At 66.6% G+C, this 5,305-nt stretch carries 4 protein-coding genes and 3 pseudogenes; 6 read left to right on the top strand and 1 reads right to left on the bottom strand.

Annotation, left to right across the window (positions count from 1 at the left end):
• Nucleotides 1-379: 379 nt before the first annotated feature.
• A pseudogene (locus IEY79_RS36975) lies at nucleotides 380-527 on the bottom strand (IS5/IS1182 family transposase); the annotation flags it as partial.
• 45 nt (nucleotides 528-572) lie between these two features.
• Here IEY79_RS36975 and IEY79_RS36970 point away from each other — a divergent pair.
• The 6 genes and pseudogenes from IEY79_RS36970 to IEY79_RS36945 form a co-directional block, all read left to right on the top strand.
• Nucleotides 573-893, top strand: a complete 321-nt coding sequence (locus tag IEY79_RS36970) for a DUF6221 family protein (RefSeq protein ID WP_189112038.1) — start codon at nucleotides 573-575, stop codon at nucleotides 891-893.
• Between the two features lie 160 nt (nucleotides 894-1,053).
• On the top strand, nucleotides 1,054-2,661 hold the full coding sequence (locus IEY79_RS36965) for a flavin monoamine oxidase family protein (RefSeq protein ID WP_189112037.1): 1,608 nt from the start codon (nucleotides 1,054-1,056) through the stop codon (nucleotides 2,659-2,661).
• Nucleotides 2,662-2,742: 81 nt separating this feature from the next.
• Nucleotides 2,743-3,476: pseudogene (locus tag IEY79_RS38650) on the top strand (IS5 family transposase); the annotation flags it as partial.
• 241 nt (nucleotides 3,477-3,717) lie between these two features.
• The gene (locus IEY79_RS36955; protein ID WP_229701460.1) at nucleotides 3,718-4,377 is read left to right on the top strand and encodes a hypothetical protein; all 660 of its coding nucleotides are present in this window, start codon (nucleotides 3,718-3,720) and stop codon (nucleotides 4,375-4,377) included.
• Nucleotides 4,378-4,758: 381 nt separating this feature from the next.
• The gene (locus tag IEY79_RS37930; protein ID WP_229701459.1) at nucleotides 4,759-5,025 is read left to right on the top strand and encodes a hypothetical protein; all 267 of its coding nucleotides are present in this window, start codon (nucleotides 4,759-4,761) and stop codon (nucleotides 5,023-5,025) included.
• Nucleotides 5,022-5,305: pseudogene (locus tag IEY79_RS36945) on the top strand (hypothetical protein); the annotation flags it as partial. The gene IEY79_RS37930 and the pseudogene IEY79_RS36945, both read left to right, overlap by 4 nt.

Raw genomic sequence — 5,305 nt, 5'->3', positions numbered from 1 at the left:
CAGTCAACTCATGACGTCTCACCACGACTTACCAACGACCAACAGACTTTGCGGACACGCCCTAGCCCCGGGCAGCCACTCGGCACCAAGAACAAACAGCAGGCACCCCGCTACGACGCGGTAAGACCGTCAAACGCCCCCGAGACCCTCAAGGCCATCGGCAGGCCCGGAAGATCTTGGTAGATACAGAACAAGCTAATGAACGCTGACAGGGGAGCGAGCTCACCGGCTGAGGCAAGGACGACTATCCGCACCGTGTGCGTGCAAGTGCGCCAGGCCGTCACGGCCGACGAACTCGCACGCGAACGGCGGTTGCTTCGAATCCAGTGGCCGGCGGGGCACGACTCGGAACCTGCCGCCTCTCAGGGAGCGGAGCCCTTAGCGGCAGCCTCCACGACCGGCCCTTGCGGACCGCATCCGCACCCTCGCGCCGCAGTACGGTCACCAGCTTGCCGAACAGGCGAGGTCTCAGCCCGCTGAATGGGGCTATCCATGGACGGCTCCGACGCCGTGATCACACCAGTCACCGCAAGATCGTTCCATGGCGCCCGCGCAACATCGAGAATCCCCCTATGACTAAAGAACTGGTGAGGTTCCTCGAGGCGCGGCTACGCGAGGAGGCCGACTTGGCACGGCGATGCGACGGCGACGACGGATGTGGGGAGTGGTCTGCCCGCGGAGACATGGTCGACTTCTGCCAGACGGACCTCTCCGGACTGCCCCCCACGATCGCTCTGCATGTGGCCCTGCATGACCCGGCCCGCGTTCTGCGCGAGATAGAGGCCAAGCGGCGCATCCTGGCCCGTCACGCCCGCGACCCCTGGCCGTGCCACGACTTGCGTGACCTTGCTCTGCCTTACGCCGACCACCCTGACTTCCCCTCCCGGGCCTGAAGCGGAGCAGCCCACCAGCGAAGGGCCTGACGAGGCCGGAAAGCTGCCCTGCGTCTTGGCGGTGAGGGGAGAGCAACGTGTGCGATACAAGAACATCTGGTGGGCCGTAACAAGCCCTTGCCAAGATCCCGGCACACCTGACCGGAAGGGGTACCGGGCCATGCGTCCTTCGCCGAACACCACCACGGGCACCAGCCGCCGTAATTTCCTGCGCCAGGTCGGCGTCACCGGAGGTGCGGGGGCCATGCTCGCCACCATGGGAGCGCTCGGTCTCGCCCCCACAGCCGAGGCCGCGAGCCGCGAACCGGCCTTCCGAGCGCCCAGAACGGGCGACTTCACCCTCAAAGGCAGGACAGCGGCCAAGGTTGTCATCGTCGGCGGAGGTATCGCCGGTCTCACCACGGCGTACGAACTGGGCAAGGCGGGCTACGACTGTACGGTCCTGGAGGCCAGGGACCGTACCGGTGGCCGCAACTTCACCGTACGCGGCGGGGATTCGACCACCGACCTCCTCGGCAACCGCCAGACGGCGCGGTTCACGGACGGCCAGTACATGAACGCCGGTCCGGCCAGGATCCCTCAGTGGATGATCACCATGGACTACTGCCGTGAACTGGGTGTCCCCGTCGAGGTCTTCACCAACAGCAACGCCAGCGCCTACATCTACAACGAGAAGGCAGGCATGACGTCCCCGGTGCGCTACCGCACCGCCAAGGCCGATACGTACGGCTACGTCTCCGAGTTGCTCGCGAAGGCCACCGGAAGGGGCGCGCTGGACGCGGAGCTGACCGCCGACGACCAGCAGCGGCTGCTCGAATTCCTCAAGAGCTTCGGCGATATCGGCAGCAAGCTCACCTACACCGGCACCGAACACCGCGGCTACAGCATCGACCCGGCCGCCGCGGGCACCCCGGGGGTGGAGCTCGGTGACGTGCCCACCGTGTCCGAGGTCCTCTCCAGCGGGGTGGGCCGCTACTTCTCCTTCGAGTTCGGCTACGACCAGGCGATGCTGATGTTCCAGCCGGTCGGCGGCATGGACCGAATACCTGCGGCGCTCACCCGGGCCGTCGGCCCGGGAAGGATCCGTACGGGAGCAGTCGTCCAGAAGATCACCGACAAGGCGCACGGCGTGAGTGTCACCTATGAGCAGCACGGCCGTACGCGCGTGATCGACGCGGACTACTGCGTCGCAGCCCTACCGCCCCACATCCTCGCCAAGACCGCCCACAACCTGGGCAGCGCGGTGCAGACCGCGTTGGAGGCGGTGAAGCCGTCGTCGGCGGGCAAGATAGCCCTGGAGTACCGCAGCCGCTGGTGGGAGAGCGATCACCGGATCTACGGCGGCATCACCGAGACGGACATGGATCTGAGCCATATCTGGTACCCGTCGTACGGCTTCCACGGTCGGCGCGGCACGCTCATCGGCTACTACAACACCGGTGCCAATGCGGACATGTACGGGAATATGACCCCTGCCGAGCGCGAAAAGCGGGCCGTCGCCCAGGGCGAGAAGATCCACGGCGCGAAGTACCGCACCGAACTCGCCTCCTCCTTCTCCCACCACTGGCGGCAGACCCCGCACCTGGAAGGTGCCTGGCACAGCATGGCCGGCGGTCCCGACGCGCCGGTCTTCGCGCCGCTCAACCGGGCCGCGGGACGGGTCTACTTCGCCGGCGACTATCTTTCGTACGCCGACGCCTGGCAGCACGGCGCCTTCACCTCCGCCCGCAAAGTGGTGACCACCCTCCACGAGCGCGTTCTCACCTAGGCCGTTTCGTTCAGATCATCTGATTGTCGGTCTGGGTGTGCCGTTACCTGATGCGCAGTGGAGGGCGGATCGAGCCGGATACCCGGGCGGGGTGGGCGGTGGCGGGATCACTGTGAGGTGATCGACGCGATCGCGTGGAAGTTCCGGACCGGATCGCAGTGGGTGCGTTTGCCGGAGAAGTACGGCAACTGACGCGGGGTTTAGAACCCGCTGCGAATGTGGGCCGTGGACGGCACCTGGGAGCGGGTCTTCACCGCGTTGATGGCACAGGCCGACGCCGATGAGGACCTGAACTGAGCGGTCTCGGTCGACTCCACGATTGTGCGCACGCATCAGCACGCGGCCGGGGCCCGCAAAAAGGGCCCCGCCCGGCGTGCCGCCCGACCATGCCATCGGCCGCTCCCGCGGCGGGCTGACCACGAAGATCCACCTGGCGTCCGACGACCGGTGCCGGCCCCTGGCCTTCGTCCTCACCGCCGGGCAGGCCGACGACGCACCCGCGTTCCCCGACGGGGACGATCCCGCACCAGACCGGACGTGGTCCTGGCCGACAAGGCGTACTCGTCCCGCACCCTCCGCGAACACCTGCGCCGCCGTGGCATCCGCGCGGCCATCCCCGTCCCGGCCGACCAACGCGGCCACCAGGGCGGCAGACCACCCGCTTTCGACCGCGAGGCGTACAAGCAGCGCAACACCGTCGAGCGGTGCATCAACCGCTTGAAGCAATGGCGCGGTCTGGACACTCGATGCGACAAGACCGCGACAACCTCGCCGGACTCCACCTCGTAGGCATCTTCATCTGGTCAGCACGATGATCCAAACGAAACGACCTGGCTGGTCGTCCCGGGATACATGCCCGTAGACCGATGCGCGGCCGGAAAGGAACTGGCCCACGGCTTGCCCGGAAACGACCGAGTCGTGAGGTGGACACGACCAGGACGGCGACTCCGACGACGCCTCGGCAATGAACACACCACCCATCTCCAAGCCCTGAACGTCCGCTGCCACGTCACCGCAGCGGCCAACGTTTTCGGCTGGCTGCGCGGCAATGGCGTGATGCTCAGCGACTTCACCCAGCCTGACCTGGAGCGATGGACCTCAGACGCCGATGCCGGTTACCGGGACGAGACCGGCCACTTCGTCCGCCGGTCCGTACAGCACCACCACGCCCGCGGCCTCACCTACGGCACCACCCGCTGGATGGCTCCCTCCACGACGACACCCTGCCCACCACAGACCGCGTCGCCGGATTGCTGCTGGTCTTCTGCGCGCAAAAGATCGCCACCATCAGCCGACTCACTGTCGTCGACGTCGACGTCGACGTCGACAACGACACCGTCGCGGGTCACATTCGGCACCTCGCCAGTCGTCCTGCCCGAGCCGCTGGCCGCACTCGTCCGCGAGCTCGTCGCAACCCGCCGGGGCAAAGCCAAGATCGGAACCCCCGAGGACGTCCCCTGGCTGTTTCCCGGCGGCCGCCCAGGACACCCCCTCGGCGATGATCGGATCGGCCAGCGTCTCCACAAGATCGGGATCCGACCCCGGCAGGACCGCTCCACCGCACTCTTCACCCTCGCCGCCGAACTGCCCGCCGCCATCCTCGCCCGGGTACTCGGCATCCACATCCAAGTCGCCGTCCAATGGCAGAAGGCATCAGCCGGCGACTGGGCCTCTTACGCCGCGGATGTCAGCCGCCGTGTCCCGGAGAACCAATGAAGCTACCCATCACCATCCACCAAGCACGGCTCGGATCCACGGAGTTCAAGGTCATCCGACCCGCCCGGCCCCTGGTCCATGCCGTGCTCATCGACCACGATCGGCACCTGGACTCCTACCTCGATCAGGACGCGGCCCAGCGAATCGGTGGGCTATGGAAGCTCGCCGCCTCTTCACCGCGCTCGCTGGTTCACCTGCCGATGCGTGGGAACCGCGGCCCCTCCCGAGCTGCCAGAAGACGGCACACGGCAGCTTGATCTCGTGCTGCTGCACCACTCGCTCCAGTTCGCACCCTCACGCTGGAAGGAAATACGAGGACGGCTCGGCCCAGGGCGTCCGCAGACCGTGACGCTGCCCGGCCCAGGACACACGGACGAAGCGGTGATTGATCACGAGGCACGGCACTACCAGGAGAACCGGGATCTGTTCCACCAGCATCTCCACGCCGAGACCCTGTTCATGACCGGCAGCGCGAAGGTGTTCAGGGACACCGCCCGGAACTTCTTCGACGTCGCCCGAAACGGCCCCGGATACGTCCCCATCCATCCGAACTACCCGCACTTCTGCACCGAGCTCCACTCCAACGACGGCATTCTCGGCGCCGCGCGCGAGATCCACATCGAGTACTGCGACCTGTGGGACTCATGACCCTGACCGACGGGACCCCGCCGACCATGACGTTCAACGATCACCTCCAGCATCTCGTCGAGAGGGCCCTCGCATCCATCCCGGCCACCGACGCCGACGGCACCTACGCTGTCTCCTTCCTCATCGACAACGAGGACGACAACCCTCGTCAGCCGACCTTGACGATCGGCTACAACACTGAAACTCAGGCCCTACGCAGCATCCAGGACGCCTCAGAGGGCGTTTCGTCCCGTTGTTTCATCCCGGATTGCTGGGTTGTGCATGGTTCATGCGTCGCGCC

Origin of the sequence: Streptomyces camponoticapitis (assembly GCF_014646115.1) — a bacterium.
GTDB lineage: Bacteria > Actinomycetota > Actinomycetes > Streptomycetales > Streptomycetaceae > Streptomyces > Streptomyces camponoticapitis.
The sequence above is the reverse complement of the archived record's forward strand: the minus strand, read 5'-3'. Positions and strand labels throughout refer to the sequence as shown.

Coding starts and splice junctions, on each gene's coding strand:
- IEY79_RS36955 (WP_229701460.1), top strand. CDS start 3,718: ATGCTCAGCGACTTCACCCAGCCTGACCTGGAGCGATGGACCTCAGAC.
- IEY79_RS36970 (WP_189112038.1), top strand. CDS start 573: ATGACTAAAGAACTGGTGAGGTTCCTCGAGGCGCGGCTACGCGAGGAG.
- IEY79_RS36965 (WP_189112037.1), top strand. CDS start 1,054: ATGCGTCCTTCGCCGAACACCACCACGGGCACCAGCCGCCGTAATTTC.